The organism is Anaerococcus sp. Marseille-P9784, from assembly GCF_902500265.1.
Lineage (GTDB): Bacteria > Bacillota > Clostridia > Tissierellales > Peptoniphilaceae > Anaerococcus.
Window position 1 is genome coordinate 497,875 of the sequence record NZ_CABVOZ010000001.1, and the last position, 24,627, is coordinate 522,501.

Annotated in this window: 15 protein-coding genes, 2 tRNA genes and 3 rRNA genes; 1 reads left to right on the top strand and 19 read right to left on the bottom strand. The window is 35.1% G+C overall.

Annotated elements, in window-relative coordinates; all coding sequences use genetic code 11:
* Positions 1 to 2: 2 nt before the first annotated feature.
* From GAN53_RS02355 to GAN53_RS02415, 14 genes are all read right to left on the bottom strand, one after another.
* Complete coding sequence (locus GAN53_RS02355; protein ID WP_151409404.1) at positions 3 to 3,377, bottom strand: toll/interleukin-1 receptor domain-containing protein; 3,375 nt, start codon at positions 3,375 to 3,377, stop codon at positions 3 to 5.
* Positions 3,378 to 3,390: 13 nt separating this feature from the next.
* Positions 3,391 to 3,519 carry a hypothetical protein gene (locus GAN53_RS09910; RefSeq protein ID WP_263969941.1) on the bottom strand — a complete coding sequence of 43 codons (129 nt, stop codon included), beginning with the start codon at positions 3,517 to 3,519 and terminating at the stop codon, positions 3,391 to 3,393.
* 76 nt (positions 3,520 to 3,595) lie between these two features.
* The gene (locus GAN53_RS02360) at positions 3,596 to 4,375 is read right to left on the bottom strand and encodes a hypothetical protein (protein ID WP_151409405.1); all 780 of its coding nucleotides are present in this window, start codon (positions 4,373 to 4,375) and stop codon (positions 3,596 to 3,598) included.
* A 529-nt stretch (positions 4,376 to 4,904) separates the two neighbouring features.
* A tRNA-Gln gene (locus GAN53_RS02365) sits at positions 4,905 to 4,980 on the bottom strand.
* 74 nt (positions 4,981 to 5,054) lie between these two features.
* The gene (locus GAN53_RS02370; RefSeq protein WP_151409406.1) at positions 5,055 to 5,783 is read right to left on the bottom strand and encodes a hypothetical protein; all 729 of its coding nucleotides are present in this window, start codon (positions 5,781 to 5,783) and stop codon (positions 5,055 to 5,057) included.
* A 425-nt stretch (positions 5,784 to 6,208) separates the two neighbouring features.
* Positions 6,209 to 6,325: ribosomal RNA gene (rrf, locus tag GAN53_RS02375) — 5S ribosomal RNA — on the bottom strand.
* Positions 6,326 to 6,358: 33 nt separating this feature from the next.
* A 23S ribosomal RNA gene (locus tag GAN53_RS02380) occupies positions 6,359 to 9,439 on the bottom strand.
* 81 nt (positions 9,440 to 9,520) lie between these two features.
* Positions 9,521 to 9,596 (bottom strand) — tRNA-Ala (locus GAN53_RS02385).
* Between the two features lie 91 nt (positions 9,597 to 9,687).
* Positions 9,688 to 11,214: ribosomal RNA gene (locus tag GAN53_RS02390) — 16S ribosomal RNA — on the bottom strand.
* The 16S, 23S and 5S rRNA genes sit together here with 1 tRNA gene alongside, the layout of an rRNA operon.
* Before the next feature lie 546 nt (positions 11,215 to 11,760).
* Positions 11,761 to 12,975 (bottom strand): ABC transporter ATP-binding protein, encoded by a 1,215-nt coding sequence (locus GAN53_RS02395; protein ID WP_151409407.1) that lies wholly within the window; start codon positions 12,973 to 12,975, stop codon positions 11,761 to 11,763.
* Positions 12,976 to 12,978: 3 nt separating this feature from the next.
* A complete protein-coding gene (locus GAN53_RS02400) occupies positions 12,979 to 13,860 on the bottom strand; it encodes a carbohydrate ABC transporter permease (protein WP_099321587.1) in 882 nt (293 codons plus the stop codon).
* Positions 13,847 to 14,704 carry a carbohydrate ABC transporter permease gene (locus tag GAN53_RS02405; RefSeq protein WP_151409408.1) on the bottom strand — a complete coding sequence of 286 codons (858 nt, stop codon included), beginning with the start codon at positions 14,702 to 14,704 and terminating at the stop codon, positions 13,847 to 13,849. Before GAN53_RS02405 ends, GAN53_RS02400 begins: the two co-directional genes overlap by 14 nt.
* Entirely contained in the window at positions 14,701 to 16,104 is a 1,404-nt protein-coding gene (locus GAN53_RS02410; protein ID WP_151409409.1) for an ABC transporter substrate-binding protein, read from the bottom strand. The genes GAN53_RS02405 and GAN53_RS02410 overlap by 4 nt, the downstream gene beginning before the upstream one ends.
* 151 nt (positions 16,105 to 16,255) lie before the next feature.
* Entirely contained in the window at positions 16,256 to 16,966 is a 711-nt protein-coding gene (locus tag GAN53_RS02415; protein WP_151409410.1) for a glycerophosphodiester phosphodiesterase, read from the bottom strand.
* Positions 16,967 to 17,130: 164 nt separating this feature from the next.
* Here GAN53_RS02415 and GAN53_RS02420 point away from each other — a divergent pair, with 164 nt between their 5' ends.
* Positions 17,131 to 18,474: a sodium-dependent transporter gene (locus GAN53_RS02420; protein WP_151409411.1), complete on the top strand. Its 1,344-nt coding sequence runs from the start codon at positions 17,131 to 17,133 to the stop codon at positions 18,472 to 18,474.
* A 59-nt stretch (positions 18,475 to 18,533) separates the two neighbouring features.
* On the opposite strand, the gene pepF is transcribed toward GAN53_RS02420, so the two are convergent.
* The 5 genes from pepF to GAN53_RS02445 all read right to left on the bottom strand — a co-directional run bounded on the left by pepF (position 18,534) and on the right by GAN53_RS02445 (position 24,490).
* On the bottom strand, positions 18,534 to 20,315 hold the full coding sequence (gene pepF / locus GAN53_RS02425) for an oligoendopeptidase F (protein ID WP_151409412.1): 1,782 nt from the start codon (positions 20,313 to 20,315) through the stop codon (positions 18,534 to 18,536).
* Between the two features lie 10 nt (positions 20,316 to 20,325).
* Positions 20,326 to 21,180: a hypothetical protein gene (locus tag GAN53_RS02430; RefSeq protein ID WP_151409413.1), complete on the bottom strand. Its 855-nt coding sequence runs from the start codon at positions 21,178 to 21,180 to the stop codon at positions 20,326 to 20,328.
* Positions 21,181 to 21,189: 9 nt separating this feature from the next.
* Positions 21,190 to 21,864 (bottom strand): rhomboid family intramembrane serine protease, encoded by a 675-nt coding sequence (locus GAN53_RS02435; RefSeq protein ID WP_151409414.1) that lies wholly within the window; start codon positions 21,862 to 21,864, stop codon positions 21,190 to 21,192.
* Between the two features lie 19 nt (positions 21,865 to 21,883).
* Entirely contained in the window at positions 21,884 to 22,978 is a 1,095-nt protein-coding gene (locus GAN53_RS02440) for a glycerate kinase (protein WP_151409415.1), read from the bottom strand.
* Positions 22,979 to 23,218: 240 nt separating this feature from the next.
* Positions 23,219 to 24,490 (bottom strand): bifunctional folylpolyglutamate synthase/dihydrofolate synthase, encoded by a 1,272-nt coding sequence (locus tag GAN53_RS02445; RefSeq protein WP_151409416.1) that lies wholly within the window; start codon positions 24,488 to 24,490, stop codon positions 23,219 to 23,221.
* Positions 24,491 to 24,627: the final 137 nt, after the last annotated feature.

Below are 24,627 nucleotides of genomic sequence, written 5' to 3' on the forward strand. Positions count from 1 at the left end.
GTTTACAGTAAGTCTTCTAGTTTTTTTACATCTAAAATATTAAAATTTCCCTTGGCTTTGCTATTAGGATTTAATAAGTCTTCTGATTTTTTCTTGTAGTCTTCTGCTTTTTTATACTTTCCTCTAGATTCATAATATTCTGATACTCTCTCATATAATTCTATTAGATCTTCAAGAATTTCTCTATCAGGGGACTTCCTATATAAATCTTCTAAAATCATCTTGGCTTCTAATAGATATTCCTCGGTCTTTCTTCCCTTGGAATTACTATATAGTGCGCCTAAATTTTCATAGATGATTGCTAAATCTCTTTTTTCTTCTAACCCATTCCTTTTTTCAACTAAAAGCTTTTGATACTTAAGAATCTTTTCCATAAGCTTCCTTGCTTGACCAAGCTTATTTTTCTTAAAATATACTTCTGATAATACATTAATTGAACTCACTATGTTTTTTTTATCTTCATATGACTTAGTATTACTAGGAATATCTTCTAGCAGACTTATAGCTTCTTTACAATAGAATTCTGCATCTTCATACCTATGTATTGATTTATATAGGCCTCCTAGGTTGTTATAGATGCTTGCTATGATTGATACATCAGCTAAAGAATTTCGAGATTCTTTGAGTTCTTCATATAATTCTATTGATTTTTTAAGAGAGATTTCTGAGTCCTCATACTTTTTCATTTTCCCATAAAGGTATCCTATATTATTATAGGCCCTTACTAGGTTTGATATATCTGTCAAAGATTTTCGAGATTCTTTGAGTTCTTCATATGAATCTATTGTTTTTTTTAAATAAATTTCTGACTCTTCATATCTTTGAATTGATTTATATAGAGCTCCTAGGTTGCCGTATGAGTTTGCTAGGTCTGATATATCATTTAGAAAATTACGAGATTTTTTAAGTTCTTCATATAATTCCATCGCTTTTTTAAGATAAATTTCTGCATCATAATACCTTTGCATAGACCTATATAAGGATCCTAGGTTGTTATAGAAAGTTGCTAGATTTGATATATCTGTTAGAGAATTACGGGATTTTTTGAGTTCTTCACATAGTTCAATTGATTTTTTATAATAGATTTCTGAATCTTCATACCTCTGCATAGATTGATATAAGGCTCCAAGGTTGTTATAGGAACTTGCTAAGTCAGATATATCACTTAGATAATTACGAACTTCTATGAGATTTTCTCTTAGATCTATAGCTTTTTTATGATAGATTTCTGACTCTTCATATCTTTTCATTGGTTCATATAAGATTCCTAGGTTGTTATAAGAGTTGGCAAGTTCTTCTTTATATTCTATATCATCTTTACTTAATAAAAGATCTTCTAATTTTTTTATAACTTCTTTAATAATCTTTTTAGACTTTTCTTCCTTGCCTATTTCATATAAAAAATAAAAATATCCATTTGCAGATATTGAGTAATATAATATATTCTCCTCATCATCCTTATATAGATCTATCATATCATCATATAGTTTTGACGCAGTTTCTACCCTAAAATATTCTTTTTCTTCATACGCAAAGTCCAATAGTTCGTCCTTGGCTTCTTTGTTGTTTAAGAAGTCCTTTAAGGCCTTTTTACCTCTCTGGTTATTTAGGGCATCTATTAGGTTTATTTTTTCATATCTAGTTAGGCTGTCTAGATCTTTATCTAGCATATAGAGTTCTTCTATGCCTTTGTAGATATAGGAGAGTCCGTCTTCTTTGTAGACTTTGTAGTCTCCTGCTAGGTCTGATAAGAGCCAGTCTGCCATGTATTTGTGGGCTATTTCTATTGTTTCCTTTCCCTCCACATCTTCGTTTATGGTCAGGTAGTTTTCTAGTTTTTTTACGAAGTCGTTTGTTTGACTAAATTCCCAGCCTAAGAGATTGTTTAATTCTTCTTTTGGTATGGGTCTTGGGCTTGCTAGGATCATGGCTATGGCTTTTCTGTCTTTTTCTTTGTAATTTTCGTCGATTTTTTCTATTGGATATATTCTCTTAAACCAAGATGAAAAATACCTAGCTAGGCCCTTTGGAAGCTTGTCTATGTCTTCTATGGACAAGCTTCCTCCCAATATTTCTTTGCCTACTAGTTCTGCATAGAGGAAGGTGCCTTGGCTTTTTTCTACTATTGCATTTATTATTTCATCCTTGTTTGGGTAGTTTTCTTTTTCGAATGTTTCTTCTAGGTAGATTTTTATGTCTTTCTTGTTGCTTTCTTTGTCTAGGTCTATTTCAAAGGCATCTGTTAGGTATGGTTTTATATCTGCTTCTGGTCTTGTTAGGATTAAGATTCTTATCCATCTTGGAAGCCTATCTAAGTGATTTACAATTATATCGATTAATCTTGACCTTTCTTCCTTGCCTGCTTCGTCTAGGGCGTCTATCAAGATTAAATGAGTTTCTATTTTACCATCTATACTTATAGATAAGGGTCTTACTATGAGATTATCAAATTCCTCTTCTTCGCTGTAGTCTTCTCTTATGTGGATTTGGCCGTCATCTACTAGCTCTTCAAAACCCAATTTGTTTATTTTTTTCTTTGTTATGGCTATGGATTCTAGTTGATATAAGAGAGCAGTCCTATAGTCTGGGATTTGGCAGGCTAGTTGGAAGGCTAGGTCTCTGATTAGGCTTTTATTGGTGGAGAAGTTTTCTTTGTTGTATTCGCAGAAGAAGTTTGCTGCTACATGGTAGTCGGTATGACATTTTATTGCGGCGTAGTGGGACTTGCCTGTGCCTTGTTTGCCGTAGATTACTCCTATTTTTTCACCCTGAGGATCTTTTCGCCACTTTTCGAGCTTTTCATCTATCCATGGCCTTTTTGTGTATTTTTTTATTAGGTAGGAGTTTACCTTATTGGACTCTATTTCTGGTATTCTTAGGGCATGTCTTATTGTGTTTATTTGCCCAGAAAATTCCTTGTTGTCTTTGGATTCTATCCTGTCTATGATTGGTTGAAATTCTTTCTTAAACCACTGGTCAAAAGCTTGGTCATCATCTATATATTTTTTCCAATCGCTTAAGTTTATATATTGGCTCCTTGTCATTGTTGATGGTATTTTTTTTAGGTCTTCTTTCTTATCTAAATATATTGTAAAAATCCTATTACTTTTTATGGCGAGAGCTATTCCCATTTCTTCTGAACAGACTCCACCCTCTTTCAAAAAGTCATGGGAAAGGCCTGCTATTACTGTTTGGCTTTCTCTTATGCCTTCTACTATTTCTTGGCGCCAATCATCTGTTCCTTTTATGGATGACTCATCAAACCAAACTTCGTATCCCTTTTCTCTAAGGTAGGCTACTACTTTTTTGAAAATTTTTGATTCCTTGTGGCCGTAAGATATAAATATTTTTATTTTTTCTTTATTTGTGGTTGTCATTTGTTGCTCCTTTTTATTTATTTAAAATTCTTGCCCTATTTAATAAGGCCCTGTCTAGTTTTTCCTTAGAAAATTTACTTCCTAACTTTTGGTCAAATTTATTTGCAAGATTTGCTGATAGGCTTGCGTATTTTGATGACATAATAAGGTCACCCTTTAAGAAATATCCTTCTACAAGGCTATTATAAAGGTCGATAAGTACTGGATTCAAAGTTATTTTATAGGATTTTCCCTTGCTGGCTTTGCAAATATCCGCTCCTTTTTTTATCAGAAACTATAGCCTTATCAAGATTTTTCCTATCCCTAAAATATTCTGCCTGGTCATAGTAGGCCTTGGCCAAATTATAGTTTATAGATATTTCCATATCCTCATCGAAAGTATTTTCCAAAATCTTTATGGCCTGTGAAAAATTTCCTTCTGCCTCTAGACTATTTCCCAAAAGTTCATTTAGCTGACCAAGGTCTCTGAGATTTTTAGATTTTTCAATCTTATCATCTGGGTCATCTATATATTTAATGAGATCTTCATTTATCCCTATAATTCTTTGATAAATCTTCTTGGCTTCCAGAAGGTTTTTGCTGGCTATCTTAAGGGCAGCTTGGATTTCATAATTTTCCCTAATTATATATAAATCATTGGTCAAATCAATCCACTGGCCATTGTTGGCCCAAGAGATGTCGTCTGATATTATTTCTAACTTGCTTTTCCTTTTGGCTGGATTAAGCTTTTCTATGTCAAGGTCAATATCATTTTCCTCATAAAATTGAGTAATTTGAGCCTTGTATTTTCCTAAGCTTTCATAATCATAGGGTCTTTCTAGGATTTGCCAGAGGTCATCAGCTAAGATTATTAGATCTAGGTAGAAATTTTCCACCATTTTATAATCTCCTTGGATATTAAAATATTCTGCCAAAAGTTTTTCCCTTTTTATTAAATTGTTAATTGATAAAAATAGCTTATTTTGTAAATTTATCATGATATTGTTTTCCTTATTCATAATCATACCCCTCCTTTATTCTTATTATAGACTAGGATTTGTTATAATTTTTCCAAAAATCCTAATTGAAAAAAAAGCCAAGAGCTGGGTCCCTGACTTTCTATTTAACTTATAAATATATAATTTTCTCTATCACTTAAGGACTTATAGGCAAAACTTATAATTTTTTTGTCTAATATTTATTCTAAGCTCTTTGCTGATTAGCACAAGATCCATCCAATAGTTAAGATTAATGAAAGAAGTCCACAAGGATTAAAAATCTTCCAGTTTATAAATAACTAAAAAAATAACCCGTATAATACACGGATTATCATAAAGTGGCTGGGATAGCAGGATTCGAACCTGATTTCTCCTGAGTCAGAAGTCCTCCACGAGCCGGACAGGCTTGTCTCCATGAGCCGACGGGCTTGGTGTGCCTTACCAACTTGGCTACGATAAAAGCCCCTTGATTTGGGGCTTTTATCCCGAGAATTAGGTGCGATAGCACCGACATGCTTCAAAGAAGCGGATTCTCGTTTCCATTAAATTTTGGCTGGGATAATAGGACTCGAACCTATGCTCTCCAGAGTCAGAATCTGGTGCCTTACCAACTTGGCTATATCCCAAAATTTGAAATTCTTACCCTTATAAATTACCTCTTTCAATGATTTTTTCAATATCCAATCCAAAAAATGAAGGCTTATTTTTCCCTTCCTGTAAGGCAAAGATTCATTTCATATCCCGCCCTAATTGCAGTGTTAATTGACCTGGTATGAGAAAATTGTGTCGTTATTATAGGGCTGAAATTTGGATTTTCTCGCCTTATTATTAAAGATAAACTCCTTAAAATAGAAGTAGCAAGGCCACCGTATTTCGATTCATCAGAAAATTTCTCCAAACCAATATCCCAAAGATATTTCCCAGAAATAGAGCTTCCAGCAAGGGCAATTAATTTTTTGCCATCATAATAACTAAGGCCTAATCTATCATCCTCATCAAAGGTAAAGGCCATTTTAGTCTTTCCTTTAAACTTTTCTATATCTTCTTTCTCAATCCTTGTAAATGCAAAGTCTCTTACTAGAACATTCCTATCAGTAAAGCTCATCAAGGGAAAAAAATTATCAATTTCAATGCCAAATTCTCCCAAAATTCTATATAAAGATCTGATATTATCTGCCTCAGCAAACCAGGCTCCTGGATAAGCTTTGAAACTTTGTCTAAGTTTATCTATTAAATCAGAATTTTCCGATCTCATAAATATCCTTCCTCCTGTACATATCGCAGAGAATAATTTCTTATCATAAAACATAAAGGAATCATCAGCCTTATTTAGCCTAAAAATATTCCCTTTAGCTTCAAATTCTTCATAAGTAATTGAATAATCATTCATTATTTGTTTCTTAAAATTAACATCCATATCTTTATCCATATAAAATTTTCTATATCATTATATCGTAATTCCTGAAAATTTCTTTTTTCTAATGACCAAGTCTTGTTTGTTTGGCGATTTCCACTGAAACCCGTTTGCTTACGCAGCTATGTTTCAGGGTTAAAATGCCATTTAGGCATTTTAACAGTCTACCGGGAGGTTGGTCCTAAATCAAGCGGACGGCTACTTCCGAGTAACATCGACGTTGTTAGGCTTTCACCTTCGGTGAACCACTCCGTGGAGGATCCTCCATGAGCCGGATGGGCTTGTTTTCTGTGTTCGGTATAGGCAAATATGCCTTGATTTGGCATATTTGCCCCGGAAAGTAGCGCGGAAGCGCGGATAAGCCTTCGTAGAAGGCGACTTTCCGTGACAGGTGTATGTTTATATTAAAAAAGACTCAGTCGAATGACCAAGTCTTGTTTGTTTGGCGATTTCCTAGTCTCCCGGGAGGCTTCCCTCCGAGTACCATCGGCGTTATAAGGCTTAACTTCTGTGTTCGGTATGGGAACAGGTGTATCCCTTATGCCATCATCACCATATTGTTGAACCTTTCTAAATAGCAAGCAATATTTCCAGTCAAGTTTTAATGGTTAGTATCCTTTAGCTTAATACATTACTGTACTTACACCTTGGACCTATCTAAGGTATTTTCTTTACCTTCTTTGAGAAATCTTATCTTGAGGGTTGCTTCGTACTTAGATGCTTTCAGTACTTATCAATTCCATACTTAGCTACCCAGCTATGCTTCTGGCGAAACAACTGGTGCACCAGTGGTATGTCCATCCCGGTCCTCTCGTACTAGGGACAGCTCCTCGCAAATTTCTTACGCCCACGCTGGATAGGGACCGAACTGTCTCACGACGTTCTGAACCCAGCTCGCGTGCCTCTTTAATGGGCGAACAGCCCAACCCTTGGGACCTACTTCAGCCCCAGGATGAGACGAGCCGACATCGAGGTGCCAAACCTCCCCGTCGATGTGGACTCTTGGGGGAGATAAGCCTGTTATCCCCGGGGTAGCTTTTATCCGTTGAGCGATGGCCCTTCCATTCGGAACCACCGGATCACTAAGTCCGTATTTCTACTCTGCTTGATTTGTTTATCTCGCAGTTAAGCTCGCTTGTGCCTTTGTACTCTGCGAATGGTTTCCGTCCATTCTGAGCGAACCTTTGAACGCCTCCGTTACTTTTTGGGAGGCGACCGCCCCAGTCAAACTGCCCAACTGACAATGTCCAATGCCCAGCTTCATGGGTTATTGTTAGAATTTTGATATTAGAGGGTTGGTATCCCAAGGGTGACTTCGCCTACACTGGCGTGCAGGTTTCATTGTCTCCCAACTATCCTGTACGTCTAATCTCAAAATCCAATATCAGCCTACAGTAAAGCTCCACGGGGTCTTTCCGTCCTAGCGTGGGTAAGTCGCATCTTCACGACTACTACAATTTCACCGGATCCTTTGTTGAGACAGTGCCCAAATCGTTACACCTTTCGTGCGGGTCGGAACTTACCCGACAAGGAATTTCGCTACCTTAGGACCGTTATAGTTACGGCCGCCGTTTACTGGGGCTTAAGTTCTAAGCTTCGTCTTACGACTAACTCTTCCCCTTAACCTTCCAGCACCGGGCAGGTGTCAGCTCCTATACTTCATCTTGCGATTTTGCAGAAACTTGTGTTTTTGGTAAACAGTCGCTTGGGCCTGGTTTCTGTGGCCAGATCGCTCTGGCTCCCCTTCTTGCGAACTTACGGGGATATTTTGCCGAGTTCCTTAACAAAGGTTCTTCCGCGCGTCTTGGTATTCTCTACCTCCCTACCTGTGTCGGTTTTGGTACGGGCGCTTTGGTCTTGATAGTGACTTTTCTTGGCAATTTGAATTTAACTATTTCTCTACTTGTGTTTTCGATGCCTATCGCACATTGGCTGCTGATCAGCGGATTTGCCTACTGAAAAGCCTTTGTGTTTAGACTGCCATCCATCAGGCAGCTAGTGTGTCCTCTTGCGTCATCACATCTCTTTTACGACTTTAAGCGGTACAGGATTTTAAACCTGTTGTCCATCGGCTACGCCTTTCGGCCTTGCCTTAGGTCCCGACTTTCCCTGAGGGGACGAGCCTTGCTCAGGAGTCCTTAGGGTTTCGACGGGAGAGATTCTCACTCTCCTTCTCGCTACTCATGCCAGCATTCTCTCTTGTATAGGCTCCACTTTTGTTTTCACTTTGGCTTCTTCGCTTATACAATGCTCCTCTACCACTGATAGAGAGTTTAAATCTATTCATAAGTAACCATGTTTTCGGTTTTGGAATTCTTTTACCAGGTTCATACTTTTGTATGTCTGTTTTTCGGTGATAATTGAGTTTACAACTTACCTTTATCTTTGTGTTTGATATTTGCGTATTTTTTTATAACTCGTTTATCTTGATTGTTTTTTTATATTTCCTAGTTAAGTTTTCTTTTGCCTTTTTTTATGGTTTCCTTTTTATGAGATAGATTTAAATTCTCTATCAATCCGAAGCTTCGGTACTGGATTTTAGCCCCGTTTATTTTCGGCGCAAACCCACTTGACCAGTGAGCTATTACGCATTCTTTAAATGTATGGCTGCTTCTAAGCCAACGTCCTGGTTGTCTTAGTAGGTTCACATCCTTTTCCACTTAATCCAGATTTTGGGACCTTAGCTGTCGGTCTGGGCTGTTTCCCTTTCGACTTAGGAGCTTATCCCTCTAAGTCTGACTCCATGATTTGATTTTTTGGCATTCGGAGTTTGATAGGCTTTGGTACGGTAACCGCCCTAGGCCATTCAGTGCTCTACCTCCTTAAATCTTTGATCATAGGCTAGCCCTAAAGCTATTTCGAGGAGAACCAGCTATCTCCGGGTTCGTTTGGTTTTTCGCCCCTAGCCACAGTTCATCCGATGCGTTTTAAACCGCACCCGGTTCGAGCCTCCAGTGAATTTTACTTCACCTTCACTCTGACCATGGCTAGATCACCCGGTTTCGGGTCTATCATATTAAACTTTCGCCCTGTTAAGACTCGCTTTCGCTTTGACTTCACATCTTAAATGCTTAATCTTGCTTGATATGATAACTCGCTGGCCCATTCTACAAAAGGTACGACATCAATCTTTTGATCTCTGTCTGATTGTAGGCTTAAGGTTTCAGGTTCTATTTCACTCCCCTTGCGGGGTTCTTTTCACCTTTCCCTCACGGTACTTGTTCGCTATCGGTCACATGTTAGTATTTAGCCTTAGGGGATGGGCCCCCTATCTTCACAGCAAATTCCTCGTGTTCACTGCTACTTGCTCCCAAAAATATGCTTTCTTTCGTCTACAAGACTTTCACTTTCTTTGGTTCATTTTCCCAAATGATTTGACTAAAAAACTTATTTCTTATTGGGTTGGGCTGTTTTCTTTTCGCTCGCCGCTACTTGGAAAATCGAGTTTTCTTTCTTTTCCTCCTGCTACTTAGATGTTTCAGTTCGCAGGGTCTTGCTTCATAAGACTATGTGTTTATCTTATGATGTCTAATTCTTCATTAGACGGGTTTCCCCATTCGGAGACCTAGGGGTTATGGCTTTTTGTGAGCTTTCCCTAGTTTTCGTTCACTTACGTCCTTCTTCGCCTTCATGTGCCAAGGCATCCACCTTGAGCCCTTTGTTTCTTGACTGGAAATATTGTTTGCTATTTAGTTTTTTCTCATTTCTGAGTGGTTCGGTTTTCTAGTTAATTAGTTTCCTTTTTAACTAGTTGGTGGAGGTAAAGAGATTCGAACTCTTGACCCCCTGCGTGCAAGGCAGGTGCTCTCCCAGCTGAGCTATACCCCCATGTAATATCAATGATTATTTTTCTTTTCTAATTTTTGAGAATAACCTGTCATTCTCGAAAGCTAGCGGCTTGCCGCTAGCTCTTCCTTAGAAAGGAGGTGATCCAGCCGCACCTTCCGATACGGCTACCTTGTTACGACTTCACCCCAGTTACTGACCCTACCTTCGACTGCTGCATCCTTAACGGTTTGCTCACAGGCTTCGGGTATTGCCAACTCCCATGGTGTGACGGGCGGTGTGTACAAGACCCGGGAACGCATTCACCGCGACATGCTGATTCGCGATTACTAGCAACTCCAACTTCATGATCTCGAGTTGCAGAGATCAATCCGAACTGGGACAGGCTTTTTGAGGTTCGCTTGATTTTGCAATTTCGCTGCTCTCTGTTCCTGCCATTGTAGCACGTGTGTAGCCCAAGTCATATAGGGCATGATGATTTGACGTCATCCCCACCTTCCTCCGGTTTGTCACCGGCAGTATTGCTAGAGTCCCCAACTTAATGATGGTAACTAGCCATAAGGGTTGCGCTCGTTATGGGACTTAACCCAACATCTCACGACACGAGCTGACGACAACCATGCACCACCTGTAATACAGTTGGCCGAAGCCATAAGATAATATCTCTATTACCCTCCGTATTATGTCAAGACTTGGTAAGGTTTTTCGCGTTGCTTCGAATTAAACCACATGCTCCGCTGCTTGTGCGGGTCCCCGTCAATTCCTTTGAGTTTCACACTTGCGTGCGTACTCCCCAGGCGGAGTGTTTATTGCGTTAGCTGCGGCACCCAGATTTACTCCAGACACCTAACACTCATCGTTTACGGCGTGGACTACCAGGGTATCTAATCCTGTTTGCTACCCACGCTTTCGTACCTCAGCGTCAGAATATGACCAGAAAGTCGCCTTCGCCACCGGTATTCCTCCTAATATCTGCGCATTTCACCGCTACACTAGGAATTCCACTTTCCCTTTCATTTCTCAAGTTATACAGTTTTAGAAGCTTACTATAGTTGAGCTATGGGATTTCACTTCTAACTTATTTAACCGCCTACGTACCCTTTACGCCCAATGATTCCGGACAACGCTTGGTCCATACGTATTACCGCGGCTGCTGGCACGTATTTAGCCGGACCTTATTCGTATAGTACTGTCATTTTCTTCCTATACAAAAGATTTTTACAACCCGAAGGCCTTCTAAATCACGCGGCGTCGCTGCATCAGGGTTTCCCCCATTGTGCAAAATTCCCCACTGCTGCCTCCCGTAGGAGTCTGGGCCGTGTCTCAGTCCCAATGTGGCCGTACACTCTCTCAAGCCGGCTACTGATCGTTGCCTTGGTAGGCTTTTATCTTACCAACTAGCTAATCAGACGCAAGTCCATCTTAGAGCGAGATTCTTTGATAAGGCTATCATGCGATTGCTTTATGTTATTTGGTATTATTCTCAGTTTCCTAAGGCTATCCCCATCTCTAAGGCAGGTTACTCACGTGTTACTCACCCGTTCGCCACTAATCCACTTATTTTCATTCCGAAGAATTCAAATGAGTTTCATCGTTCGACTTGCATGTGTTATGCACGCCGCCAGCGTTTATCCTGAGCCAGGATCAAACTCTCATGAAAATTTATATGAGAGCTTTTGATTCAAGCTCTTTCATTTACACTGATTTAATCAATGCGTGATTTAAGTTTTATCCATCTATTTATCATAGATTGGAATCATTTTTTAGACAATTTATACTTGTCTTTTTAAGGTTACTCAAATTAATTGATTTTTGTTTAATTACTATTTAATTTATTGGATAAGTTTTCTTATCCGGTTCTTTTGTCGCTTGTTAACGACAAGATATATAATACCAGCTTTATTTAAGCTTGTCAAATATTTTTTTAATATTTTTAAGCTTTAGCTAAAAAATTTACCTTTTAGCAGGTGTGGTATTGATATATAATACCTTACTTCAAGAAATTTGTCAAATTGTTTTGATCTATAATTTCTAAAGTGGTGCTAATTATGTTACTATATTTTTTTCTTTTTGTCAAATACTTTATTTTGACTTTTTGCTTACATTTTTGAAGTGTTTTTATAGATAATTTTTATGTTTTATTTCTTTACCAAAAATAGACCTGGCTAATTTATTTATTTTAGCCAGGTCTATTTTATAATGTATATTAATTTACTTTTTGGTATTCTTTTGTTTCTATGGTTATTTTTGATTTATCGCTTTTTACAAGTTCTTCTTTTAATGATAGATTTTCTATTGATAAGTTGCTTAGACCACTAGATTTTTTAGGAAATGATATACATTCTTCTGTTTGACAATCAAATATATAGGTGTTTTCCATATTGATTCCTATTGGTATTACAATGTTTGAACTTATTGGGGCAGATGAATCAAAACGCATCACTATTACTTCATTGTTTTCTTTTAGCAAGTAACCGTAGGTATCTGATCCCATATATTCTACATTGTCAAATTTTACTTTTATGTTGGAGTTTGCCTTATAGGAAAATTCTTCGCTTCTTACACCAAATAAAATTTTATTGTTTTGATTTGTATATCTTAAAAGATCTTTTGTTTTTGATATTGGTAGAGCTAATCTTTGGCCAAATATATCTACATAGTAGTTTGAACCATCTCTGTGTAAGTTTGTTTCTATTACATTCATTTTTGGTGATCCGATAAATTCTGCTATGAATCTATTTTTAGGATGATAATAAAGATTTAGGGGGCTATCAAATTGTATTAGCTCACCTTTATTTAAAACCGCAATCCTATCCCCCATTGTCATAGCTTCAATTTGGTCGTGGGTTACGTAGATAAATGTCGTGGCTAGTTTTTTGTGAAGCCTTACTATTTCTGATCTCATCTCTACTCTTAGTTTTGCGTCAAGATTTGATAAGGGTTCATCTAACAAAAATACTTTAGGATTTCTAACCATAGCTCGACCTAGAGCTACTCTTTGCCTTTGGCCTCCTGATAGTTGTGCTGGTTTTCTATCCAGAAGTTCTTCTAGTTTTAAAGTTTTTGCTATTTCATTTACTTTTCCCTCGATGGTTTTTTTATCTACTTTTTGCATTTTTAGTGCAAAACCTATGTTTTCTCTAATTGTCATGTGTGGATATAGGGCGTAGGATTGAAATACCATTGCTATATCCCTGTCTTTAGGGGAGATATTGTTCATTCTTACATCGTCAATATAAAAATCTCCTTTGGATATTGACTCAAGTCCTGCTATCATCCTAAGTGTGGTTGATTTTCCGCAACCTGAAGGGCCTACTAATACTACAAATTCTTTATCATTTATTTCAAGATTTATATCTTTCGCACCTTCAAATCCATTTTCATAAATTTTATATATGCCTTCTAATTTTACTTTTGCCATTTTTTAACCTTTTACCGCTCCTTGTGTTAATCCCTTTACCATGTTCTTTTGAGCAAACATGAATATTATTAAAGATGGTATCATACAAACTACAACTCCTGCTATCATCAAAAGCATGGATTGAGCATCAGCTGAGTTTAGCATTGAAATACCAATTTGTACCGTTCTATAACTATCAGCTCCAGTTATCAAAAGTGGCCACATATACATATTCCATGCACCCAAAAACGATTGAACTGCAAGGGCTCCAATTGTTGGCTTTGATAGAGGAATTAATATTCTAAATATAAAACCTATGTCACTTGCACCGTCAATTTTGCTTGCTTCATAAATTTCCATTGGAAATGTTTTGAAGGCTTGCCTAAACAAAAAAATTCCCATGGCGCTTGTAAGATATGGTGCAACAAGTCCGAAGAAGGAATCTTGAAAACCCCAGCCTGAAATCATTAGAAAATTTGAAATTATCGTTGTTTCTCCAGGAATCATAGTTGTCGCCATAATTATTGCAAATAACAGTCCCTTTTGCTTAAAATGCAAAAAGTGTAAGGCGAAAGCAGCAAGAATGGCCGTCACCATTTGAAATGCAGTTATTATTACAGAAACTATAAGCGAGTTTATAATGTAACCTTCTATGGGTGCAATTTTAAATACGTCTTTGTAATTTTGTAAAGTGGGATTAGCTGTAAAAAAAGTTTTGTCATATAGTTCATGGCTTGGTTTTACACTCATTACAAAGGCGTAAATAATTGGAAATAGTACAAATATTACAACTATTACATTTAGAATAAGTCTAATAATTTTACCTGTATCAAGGCTTTCTTTTCTAAGAGTTTTTTTGTTATTTAAGCTTTTTAAAAATGATATGCTATTATTACTTACTTGCATTTTTATCTCCATTTGACCTAAAAGCTATTATGGTTAATATCATGACTATAAAAAAAAGAACCACTGATTCTGCTGAAGCGTAGCCGTATCTGTAATTCATAAAAGCATTTTTATAGATATCATGAACTATTACATTTGTTGCTTCCCCCGGTCCACCTTGGGTAAGAAGTTTGATTTGACCAAAGGATTGAAAAGCATTAATGATATTTGTAACTACTACAAAAAACATAATCGGTCTTACTGATGGAAGAGTAACGTGTTTAAATTGATTAAAGCCGTTTGCTCCATCTATAGAAGCCGCCTCATACAAACTATCGTCAATTCCAGATAGTCCAGATGAGAAATACAAAAAATTCATACCTGAATTTAGCCAAGCTGTTAATACTCCAACGCTTATCAAGGCCCATTTTGGATCTGCTAACCAATTGATGTTAGTTTTAAAAATTACATTTAATATACCCACAGATTGGTTAAGCATTACCTTAAAGACCAAGGCCATTCCAGATGAGGCAATAGCTATAGGAAGAGAATAAGCTGCTGAAAAGACTCTAATGCCAGGAAAATTTACCCTACACAACAAAGCTGTTGCAAAGCCTAGCAAAACTCCTATGACTACTACTATGATCACATAAATAAAACTGACTTTTAAGCTATTCCAAAAAGATGGAGAAGACAAAAGGTCAGAGTAATTTTTAAATCCAATAAAGATAGTATTGGCTCCCATATTATCCGTAGCGTACAGACTACGAATTATAGTCTGTACGAATGGATAAAATACAAAAACAGTTAAGAAAGCCAATGCTGGTAGCATGTATAAATAGGCTTTATTATTGTATTGTTTCATTTTTTGTTAACCTTGTTATAAGATTCTAAAGCCTCATCTATTTCTTTTGCCATGGCCTTACTTGCATCTTCTGGAGAAGTATTTCCATTTAGCATTTCTTCTATATATTTTTCCATGATTTGACGAGATTCTTGGTAAACTGTTGCAAGCGCACCTTGATCTTCTGGCTTTGAATCATGCAATTGATCTATAGCTGTTTCAAATTGTGGTGATTTTTTAATTAATTCTTTAAATTCATCTGTATCAAGAACGCCTTTATTTACTGGGAAATATCCTGTATTTGCATTCCAATAAATTTGTGAGTCGACACTTACTAGGAACTTTATAAAGTCCCAAGCTCCCTTCATTTTTTCTTCATCGCCTGAGTTAAGGGCATATAGAGAAGCTCCACCGATTGAAACTCCGTTTTTGTCAGAATCTTTTACAGCTGGGAAATATGCAGTTCCAACTTCGAATCTATCGCCAACTTCTGAAAGAATTTGGGTTAATGATGCTGTTGAAGCAAAAGTCATAGCGCTTGTTCCTGAGTTAAATTCTGGTATTCCGCCTTGTTTGCCAACATTTGGTGCAATCCCCTCATCTTCTAGTGCTTTCCATTGTTTAAGAATATTTAAAATTCCCTTGTTTTCTTCAAATACTGTCTTGTTTGGATTTGCTTTTCTACCATTTTCATTATCGAAAATATCAAGACCTTCTTTGTTCATAAATTGGTCAATCCACCAACCATAAACACTAAATGAAATCGGCATTTCTGTAACTCCAGATTCTTTTAATTTCTTGCCAACTGTCATCATTTCTTCCAAAGATTTTGGTGGCTTTACACCTGCTTTGTCAAACATATCTTTGTTGTAATACAAAAGTGGTGTAGATGAGTTAAATGGCATAGAATTTAGTTTGCCATCAACAGTGTAATAAGCAAGAAGATTATCTTCTAATTGTGATGTATCGTATTTTTCTTCATCGACAAATTCTTGAATAGGTTTAATTAGTCCAGAGTCTATCATATATCTTGTTCCAAGTTCAAATACTTGTACGACATCAGCGCCTACATCTTTTCCTGAGGCAGATGATCTAATTTTTGTTAATGCATCATCATATTCGCCTTGGAATTCTGCTTTTACAAGATACTTATCTTGAGATTTGTTATATTCTTCTACAAGATGATCAATAGCTTCATTTAGGTTTCCACCCATTGAGTGCCAGAAAACAATAGTGGTTTTTCCATCTGTTGAATTCTTATCTGTTGTTTCTTTATCCTTACTTTCACTAGCTTCTTTAGTTTCATTGCTAGTTGTTTTTGAACTATCAGTTGATGAATTATCATCCTTACGACCTGCACAAGCTGTTAAGCTTATAAACATCAAGACTAACATTAGTCTACTAAAAATTTTTTTAAACATATATCCTCCAATGTTTTTAATACCTTATGATTATAAATAAGCTTTATAAAATCTAAATACGAAAAATGTAAGATTTTTGTAAAAAAAACTTAAAAAATAGGATATAAGGATTGCTTTTAAAATAAGCTTTCCTTATATCCTATTTTTATCTTTATATTAATTTTTTAACCTTATCTGGATAATCTGTTATTAATCCACTTATGCCTTCTATTATATACTGGCTAAAATCGTAATCTGAAATTCCAAACCAAACATTTATGCCTATATTATTTTCCCTCATTTTTTCAATAACTTCATTTGTAAGAGTGAAATTTAAGGGGTGGAAATATTCCATTCCCAAATTTTTTACGTATTCCCAAGGCTTATATAGTCTTGATGATTCCAAAACTCCGCATTTGATGTTTGGAGCAAGTTCTTTAAATCTTATTAGCGAATTATGGTTAAAGGATGAGATGATTATTTTTTCTTCCATGTCATATTCTTTGATCAAATCATAAGTCATTTTTTCTATATTTTCATAATCTATTATAGATGTTTTTAGTTCGATATTGGTGATTATCTCCCAATCTTTTGCCAAGTCAAAATACTCTCTAAGGGTTAAAATCTCTTCTTTTTCATATTGGGGAAATAATTTTGCAGCGTTAAGTTCTTTTAATTCTTTTAAACTTTTATCTTTAATAAGTCCGCTGCCATTTGTAGTTCTTTCTAGGCTTTCATCGTGGATTATTACAATTTCTTTATCTTTACTTAGGTGAATATCAAATTCTATACCGCTTGCTCCAGCTTCTATGGCTTTTTTGAAAGCAAGTCTTGTATTTTCTGGATATTTTCCCCTAAAACCTCTATGAGCGAAATTTATCATAAAGCCTCCTTTAATAATTAATAAAATCCTAGCAAATAAAAGTAAAGTTTTTATATGAGTTTTGTAAGTTTTTTATTATCTTCAATTTTTTTTATTTTCTGATATAATGTAGTATAACATATTTTAAGGATTTTGGAACAAACAAGTATTTTAAGGAATGATATATGATTGATAATAATAAATTAAAACAAAGGGATGGATTTACTGATAAATTAGGTTTTACCTTAGCTTCTATTGGCTCAGCTGTTGGCATGGGCAATATTTGGCGTTTTCCTCTTATGGTTTCCATGTGGGGAGGCATGAGTTTTTTACTAGTCTATGTATTTTTTGTTTTTATAATTTCAAAAACTGGACTTATAGAAGAATTTGCCCTAGGTAGGCTTACAAATTCAGGTCCTGTTGGAGCTTTTTCCTATGCCGCAAAAGATAAGGACAAAGAAAATTTAGGCAAAAAACTTGGTTTTATACCAGTTTTGGGATCTCTTGCCCTAGCTATAGGCTACACTTGCGTAATGGGTTGGATTTTTAAATATGTTTTTCTTGCTATTAACGGAGATCTTTCTTCTTTTGGATCTGATTTGGATTTGATCGGAGGAACTTTTGCCAATACTGCAAGTGCTTTTGCTAACAATTTCTGGCTAATCATTGCAATTATTTCCTCAATGCTTATTATGAGCTTGGGAATTGCCAAAGGAATTGAAAAGGCTAACAAAATTTTGATGCCGATTTTATTTATATTGCTATTGATTTTGGCAATTTATGTTGGATTGCAAAAAAATTCCATCGATGCCTATAAATACATTTTTGCCTTAAATTTTTCGAAATTAAGGGATATTAGACTTTGGATTTTCGCCTTTGGTCAAGCTTTCTTTTCCCTATCTATAGGGGGAAATGGTTCTGTTATTTACGGTTCATATTTGCCAAAAGATGAAGATATAGAAAGCTCTGCGGCAAATGTTGCAATATTTGATACTCTTTCAGCACTTTTAGCAGCTCTTGTGATAATTCCAGCAATAGCTGTTTCTGGTGGCAAATTAAGTGAGGGCGGACCTGGTCTTATGTTTATCTATTTGGTTAATGTTTTTAATCAGATGGCTTTTGGAAGAATTGTTATGATTGTATTTTATTTGGCAGTTCTTTTTGCAGGCATCAGCTCAATAATAAATTTATATGAAGCTCCTGTTGCATATTTGCAAGAAGAATTTAGTTTTGCTAGGGTCAAAGCTTCAGTTACTATCCACCTCATCGGCCTATGCTCTGCAATTTTAATTCAAGGCATAGTTGGTCAATGGATGGATGCGGTTTGTATTTACGTTGCCCCATTTGGAGCATTTCTTGCCGGCTTGATGTTCTACTATTTTCTTGATAAGGATAAGGCTTTATCCGAAGTTAATAGAGGAAGAAAAAAGCCTATAGGTAGCTGGTTTTATCCACTTGGAAAATTCATTTATTGTCCACTAGCTATTATAGCTATGATTCTGGGAATTATTTTTGGCGGAATTGGTTGATAAAAATAAAAACTCTTGCTAGATTTTATCTTGGCAAGAGTTTTTACTTTGTTGAATTTTTAAATTATCGCTTTTCTCAAATCTTTTAGAGCATTTCTTGCAACTTTCATTGCACTTTCCATTGCATCTTTGTTGGTCATATCTACGCCTGCTTTTTTGAGAACTTCTAGTGGATATTCGCTTTCACCTGCTTTTAGGTAGTTTAGGTAAGCAGTCCTATCTTCATCAGTTCCTTTTAGGATTTTTTGGCTTAAAGCTACCGCAGACATAAAGCCTGTTGCATATTGGAATACATAGTAGAACATATAGAAATGTGGTATTCTTGACCATTCTACTGAAATGTAATCATCAACATTAATATCAGATCCAAAATAATCGCGGTTTAAATCTCCGTAAATTTTATTAAGTCTAGCTGCAGGAATTGGTTGGCCATCTGCTACTAATTTATTTACTTCATGTTCAAATTCTGCAAACATACTTTGTCTAAATACTGTTGATTTGAATTGATTTACAAAGTAGTTTAGTAAGTAAGCTTTTTCTTCTTCGTTTTGGCTATTTTTTAGCATATAATCAAGTAGCAACAATTCGTTTGTTGTAGATGCTATTTCAGCTAAGAATATTGAATAAGAACCATAAACAAATGGTTGAGTTTTTCTTGTGTAATAAGAGTGCATGGAGTGTCCTAGCTCATGGACAATGGTAAATACATCATTAATTGTGTTGGTGTGATTTAGCAAAATATATGGTTGAGTGTCGTAAGATCCCCAAGAATAAGCGCCAGATCTTTTGCCTTCATTTGGCATAACGTCAAACCATCTTTGCTCAAAGCCTTCTCTTGCAACTTTTACATATTCTTCTCCAAGAGGTTTGATAGCTTCTAGAACAATTTTACGAGCCTCATCAAATTCGATTTTTCTATCGTAATTATTTACCAATGGCACATAGATATCGTGGAAACCAAGATCATCTACTCCAAGGAATTCTTTTCTTAGGCTTGTGTAATCTCTGTGAATATCCATATTTTCATGGATTACTTCAAGTAGGTTGTCGTAGATTTTCTCATCTATATTGCCTGCTGCAAGGCTCATTTGGCGAGCAGAATCATAGCCACGAAGTTTTGCTTCTATATTATGGCTTGTAATTTCACCATCAAGTAGGGATGCGGAGGTATTTTCAAATTGTTTGTAAACTTTATAATAAGTTTCATAAACATTTCTTCTAAAATCTCTATCCTTATCTTCTTCTAAGCTTGTAAAGTTTGCATCAGAAAGCTCTATCTCTTCGCCGTCTTTTTTCACATTTGGAAATCTTAAATCTGCATTTGAGAAAGTCATGTAGGTTGTTACAGGATTTTCGCTTAATTTTGAATAGCTTGCGAGGATTTTTTCTTCGTTTTCGCTAAGAACGTGTTCTTTTTCTCTAAATAAGTCTTCAAAATAATGTTCATAGATTTTTAGTTCTTCTTTTTCACTAAGCATCGCTTGTATTTTTTGATAATCTTCATTAAGAATTTCTGGTTTGATAAATGATAATTTTTGTGAAAGCTCTGATTCAACAATTGTAATGGTTTGAGTCATTTCTTGGTATTTTGTAACTGTTGTATCTTCGTCATTTCTTAGGTGAGAATATACACTTGCTTTAGAAAATATTCTTCCGTATTTTTCGTATTCTTCTAGGAATTTTAAAAGGCTATCGGCATTTTCTGTGATTTTGCCCTTAAATTTGCATAAATCATCTGCTAGTTTCTTGACTTCTTCGATATCTTTATAAAAATCTTCATCATTTGCATAAATTAATTCGATATTCCAAGTCAAATTTTTGTCAACTTCGTTTCTTTTCATTTTTTCTCCTTTATTTTAAATCAATATTCATAGGATTTGAGCTTGTATTTGCAAGTAAAATCCTATTTTTTTCTTCAATATCGGCTATATAGCCAATTTCCATTTTTTTACCTTCCACATAGGAAGAAATTGCCTTTGTCTTTACTCCATAAACATCTAACAAAGTTTTTAGATATTCATTTTCTGTTGCAATTCTATTGTTGATAGCTTCTTCAAGGCTTCCTTGTCTTGGACTTTCTGGATATTCTATAACTTCTCCCAATCTTTCAACAGTAGTATCTACATTATCGATTGAGGTTCTAAAAACCAGATAATCCATAAGGCCCATATATTTGTTAAACAAGTAATAAGCCGAAAAACTTTTACCATCGAAAATACTTACCTGACTAATTAGAAGTAGTTTGCCAGATTGTGAATCGATCGTATCATAGCTAACTGTACTTGCTAGATCATTAAAGCCAGCAAGAGGGCCAAATTCTCTTTCCACTAAATTTCCATCTTTCTTATAGGAAATAAAAGTTGAATAGCCTCCAGGACTTTGCACAGATTCCAGCAAGGAAATTCCAATTTGAGTATCGTCAATTTTTGTATCGACAATATTTCCCATAGAATTTTTGGCATCAAGATTTTCTCCAAGAGATCCCTTGCCGTAAATTTCTTTGAAATTTATCTTATCTTCATCAGAATTATTTTCATCTTCATCTTCTTCGGTAAAATCATCTTTTACATAAGTTATTTTTGGAAAATCCATACCATTTGAAATATTTTTTTCTTTATTAATTTCTGCTTTAAAATCCGATCTTGATTGATAATCGCATCCACTTAGGATAAAGCATAGGCTTAAAATAATTATAATTTTTTTCATTTTTAACTCTTAATTAATTGACCTTAGACCGATTGTAATTAGTAAGTAAATCAATAGTAAAATAGCTGCAATAGAAATTATCCTAACTTGTGAGTTTAGCTGTCTGTTTACCACAGGGAAAATTCCTGAAAGTATAATACCTCCAACAAGTCCACCCAAGTGTCCAAGCATTCCAACTCTCGGATTTAGGAGTGAATAAACTATATTTATAGCTATAATTGAAAGAAAACTTGCGCCAAAGCTATGAAGTATGGCATCGTTTTTGTAATTTAGCATAAGACCAAGGGCAAGACCAAACATTCCGTATAAGGATGTAGAAGCTCCAGCACTTATGGAAAATTCTGAACCAAAAGCAAAGCTTGCAAGATTTCCCAATATTCCTGCTAGAAGATATATAAGCAAGAAATTGACACTTCCATAGAGCCTTTCAAAAGTAGGGCCTAGTTGGTACAAAAAATACATATTAAAGAGAATATGCATAAGTCCTATGTGGATAAAGGATGCTGTAAGAAGCCTCCACCACTGGCCTTGGGCAATTAAGCCTTTTACCACAGCCCCGTAACGGACTAAATTTTCCGTATTTTCGCTTCCTCCTGTTAGCGTCATCAGGGCAAAAACTATTACATTTATAGCTATTAGTACAAAAGTCACCTTATTTTCTCCGAAATTTTTAATTTTATTCATGAAGTCATTATACTACTTTCTAAATTTTTCCCAGCAACTGCTCACTAACATCTCTTGCCAAAGCTCTAATGGCACTTAGCATATCTTTTCTTTCAAAATCATCGGAAATATAATATTTGTAAATCAAATCAAAATTTTCTCTTTTGCCTATTTCTTTGCCATTTCCATCTTCTAGGAAAACTATCTTTATATTTTCATTGTAGGCTTTGGCAAAGGTAGAAACATTTATTGAGCTTGCCCCATCGAATTGATCCACATTTTCTCCCAAAATCAAAACGTCATTTTCTTTTACAAGTTTCTCAAAATTTAATTTCTCCAAAATTATATCCATTGATCTTGATATTTTTGCCTTAAAAAATACATACAAGGCCCAAGCAACTCCACCTCCAGATCCTAAGGAAGGCAAATCTATAGAATCAACTCCCAAAGTGTCCTCGATTACTTTTTTGAAATTTTTACTTCCCTTATAAAGATAAGCTATATCTTCTATGCTTGCGCCTTTTCTATAAATTCTATTTTCCAAAAATGAATTATCTCCAAAAAGGGTTGTATCAGAGCTTGTTGCTATCTGAATTTTTCTATTATAAATCCTGTGATCTATATTATCTATATCAACTCTTGAAACTTTTGCCATATTTGAAGCTATTGGATTTAGTTGATTGTCATCTTTATCGTAAAACCTTACTCCCAAAGCATAGAGCATACCCATGCCCAAGTCGTTGGTTGCCGTATCGCCAATCCCTACAAAAAGAGATTTGGCGTCATTTTCTAGGCCATCGACAAGCATTTCACCAAAGCCTAGGGAAGAAGAATTCATAACATCCAAATCTTCCTTATAAAGTAAGCGTAGGCCAGAGCTTTCTGCCATTTCCATAACCGCATAATCATCTTTCATTACATAACGAGCTGTGATTACTTCATTTAAAGGATTGTGGACATTTACATAATGATAAGTTCCATTAAGAAATTCTTTCATGGACTCGACAGTGCCAATGCCGCCATCAAAAAACGGCATTATATATGTATTTGACTTAAATTCTTCTTTAAATATTTGTCCTATTTCTACTGAATTTTCAAAATTTTTTATAGAATCTATTGCTAGTAAAATATTCATATATTAGTTTGAAAACCTCCATTTTTATTTTACCCAAAAATACAAAATTTATTTATAAATATACAAGCTTTACAAATTCAACGTTTTTATATATAATAGTCTTGAAAGTCAAAAACTTTCGCTGTTTAACTCAGAAATCTTTTGAAGATTTCAACCATCAAAGACCATTACATTTTAGTAATGGTTTTTTGTTTATTCAATTGTTAAAATTAATAAATTATTATCGGCAAAATAAGCCTTTTATTTCTCATAATTTATAAATTCGGAAATTAGATACAAGGACCCACACCAAATTACCAGATCTTTTGGCCCAGCTATATTTTTTGCATATTGATAAGCCTTCTTCCTATCTTCTATGGCTAGAGTATTAGGAAAATATTTTTTGCTTATGTCTAAAAGCTCTTCCAATTCAAAGGCTCTTGGATTATCAAGGCTTGTTACTATGAGCTTATCTGCCTTTTGGCTTAGGCTTTTTATTATATAATCATAGTCCTTATCTTTTAGGACGGAAAATCCTATTATTAGTTTATCATAAGTTAGTTTATCTATAAATTTAATCAAAGCATCAATTGCCTCTCTATTGTGAGCTCCGTCTATTATTATTCTCGGATTTTTGCAAATAGTCGTTAATCTTCCGATATTTTTGGCCTTGGCCAAGGATTTTTTTATTGCTTTAGTTTCTAAATTAAATTCGTCTTTAAAATAATCTATCACCATCAAGGCCAAGGAGGCATTAAATATTTGATGGTTGCCGACTAATTCTATTTTCACATCCTTATAATCTCTAAAATCAAAGATGTTGGAATTGTCATCAGATTTTTTGATATTGATCTCATCTTTTGTAAAAGTATAAAGTTTGGAATTTTTTTCTTTTGCCTTTTGGCTAAAAATTTGAAAAACTTCCTTACTTTGAGGATACAAAAACACTGGTGTATTTTCCTTTATTATTCCAGCTTTTTGATAAGCGATTTTTTCTATGGTATCACCCAATATGTTCATATGATCCATGGAAATTGTCGTAATTACAGAAGCAAGTGGCTTTTTTATTATATTTGTACAATCAAGTAGCCCTCCAAGACCTGTTTCAACGATTGCTATATCGACTTTTTGTTCGTAAAAATATATATACATCATGGCTGTAAGTACTTCAAAATATGATAAATAATATTCTTTTTCTGCCAATTCTTTTACATAATCTTTCAATCTATTAACCAAATCGGCAAAATCTTCATCGCTAATATTTTTGCCATTTATAGAAATATTTTCATTTATTTCTAGCATATAAGGCGAGGTGAAAAGTCCAGTTTTATACTTAACAGAAAATACACTGGCAAGCATATTGCTAGTTGAACCCTTGCCGTTGGTGCCTGCTAGGTGGATAACTTTGATTTTATCTTGTGGGTTGTCAAATTTTTCTAGCAAAAGAGCGATTTTTTTTAGGGTGTGAACTCCCTTTGCAGCTGGTAAAGCCAATACAAATTCTTTTGCCTGTTTTATATCAAGTTTTGTCATTAAAGCTCCTAAGTTTTAAGATCTTAAATTTTTTCATATAATCTATTAAAAATCTCTATACTTATATTATCTCATTTATGTTAAATAAAGTTAAATTTTTTATATTAGTCAATTTATATTTTTTGACTAAATATTTC

Coding starts and splice junctions, on each gene's coding strand:
- GAN53_RS02420 (WP_151409411.1), top strand. CDS start 17,131: ATGATTGATAATAATAAATTAAAACAAAGGGATGGATTTACTGATAAA.
- GAN53_RS09910 (WP_263969941.1), bottom strand. CDS start 3,519: ATGTCATCAAAATACGCAAGCCTATCAGCAAATCTTGCAAATAAATTT.
- GAN53_RS02445 (WP_151409416.1), bottom strand. CDS start 24,490: ATGACAAAACTTGATATAAAACAGGCAAAAGAATTTGTATTGGCTTTA.
- pepF (WP_151409412.1), bottom strand. CDS start 20,315: ATGAAAAGAAACGAAGTTGACAAAAATTTGACTTGGAATATCGAATTA.
- GAN53_RS02435 (WP_151409414.1), bottom strand. CDS start 21,864: ATGAATAAAATTAAAAATTTCGGAGAAAATAAGGTGACTTTTGTACTA.
- GAN53_RS02370 (WP_151409406.1), bottom strand. CDS start 5,783: ATGGATAAAGATATGGATGTTAATTTTAAGAAACAAATAATGAATGAT.
- GAN53_RS02415 (WP_151409410.1), bottom strand. CDS start 16,966: ATGATAAATTTCGCTCATAGAGGTTTTAGGGGAAAATATCCAGAAAAT.
- GAN53_RS02360 (WP_151409405.1), bottom strand. CDS start 4,375: ATGAATAAGGAAAACAATATCATGATAAATTTACAAAATAAGCTATTT.
- GAN53_RS02405 (WP_151409408.1), bottom strand. CDS start 14,704: ATGAAACAATACAATAATAAAGCCTATTTATACATGCTACCAGCATTG.
- GAN53_RS02410 (WP_151409409.1), bottom strand. CDS start 16,104: ATGTTTAAAAAAATTTTTAGTAGACTAATGTTAGTCTTGATGTTTATA.
- GAN53_RS02430 (WP_151409413.1), bottom strand. CDS start 21,180: ATGAAAAAAATTATAATTATTTTAAGCCTATGCTTTATCCTAAGTGGA.
- GAN53_RS02400 (WP_099321587.1), bottom strand. CDS start 13,860: ATGCAAGTAAGTAATAATAGCATATCATTTTTAAAAAGCTTAAATAAC.
- GAN53_RS02440 (WP_151409415.1), bottom strand. CDS start 22,978: ATGAATATTTTACTAGCAATAGATTCTATAAAAAATTTTGAAAATTCA.
- GAN53_RS02355 (WP_151409404.1), bottom strand. CDS start 3,377: ATGACAACCACAAATAAAGAAAAAATAAAAATATTTATATCTTACGGC.
- GAN53_RS02395 (WP_151409407.1), bottom strand. CDS start 12,975: ATGGCAAAAGTAAAATTAGAAGGCATATATAAAATTTATGAAAATGGA.